General features: G+C 45.9%; 2 protein-coding genes. Both read left to right on the forward strand.

Translation table 11 applies throughout. From position 1 onward, the window contains the following. Positions 1 to 502 (forward strand): CheY-P phosphatase CheC (gene cheC, locus RAC86_RS39280; protein WP_377887018.1); only part of this gene is annotated, 502 nt, incomplete at its 5' end. Beyond that, positions 499 to 881, forward strand: a 383-nt coding sequence (gene cheD, locus RAC86_RS39285; protein WP_377887019.1) for a chemoreceptor glutamine deamidase CheD, incomplete at its 3' end; no start/stop codon positions are given. The genes cheC and cheD, both read left to right, overlap by 4 nt.

Genomic DNA, 881 nt, shown 5'->3' on the forward strand with positions numbered 1-881 from the left:
ATTTGCAAAGCTGCTGTCTTTTGATGAGCTTGTTGATTTTTTCGGCGGCGCCGATGTCCCGGTTGCCAGCATCTTTTTAAGAATGGAAGGCGATTTAACGGGTTCAATGTTCTTTATAATGCCTTTTTTTCAGGCGGAGCAGTTTATCAGAGAGCTGATTGGAAACCCCGATTTTGACATAGAGGACTTAGGTGAAGACCACATGAGCTCATCCGCTTTGCATGAACTGGGCAATATTTTAGCGGGGTCATATTTAACAGCTTTGGCGGATTTGACGAAGCTCCAGCTCTATCCAAGTGTTCCTGAAGTCTCATTGGACATGTTCGGAGCTGTGATCAGCGAAGGGCTGATGGAGCTCAGTCAGGTTGGAGAACACGCCATTGTTGTCGACACGTCAATTTTTGACCAAAGCCATCAGCAGGAGCTGAAAGCGCATATGTTTATGCTGCCGGACTATGATTCATTTGAAAAGCTCTTTGTCGCCTTAGGTGCATCATTATGAGTACAACTGAGGCTGTTGTTATAAAGGTTGGGATTGCTGACGTGAAGATCGCCCGCTTCCCGGATACCATCCGAACCTCTGGTTTGGGTTCATGTGTGGGGCTGGTGCTTTATGATAAAGAAAAGCAAACGGCGGGTCTTGTTCATGTCATGCTTCCGGATTCGACGTTATCGAAAACTGCCGAGCTCAACCGGGCTAAGTACGCTGACACCGCCGTAAAGACCACGATTGATATGCTGATAGAAGCGGGATGCCGGAAATTTGCATTAAAAGCAAAGCTGGCCGGCGGATCAGAGATGTTTAAATTTAAATCGACAAATGATTTGATGAAGATCGGACCGAGAAATGTATTAGCGATAAAAGAACAGCTGTCTTTATT

This window comes from Bacillus sp. LR_5 (assembly GCF_042709275.1).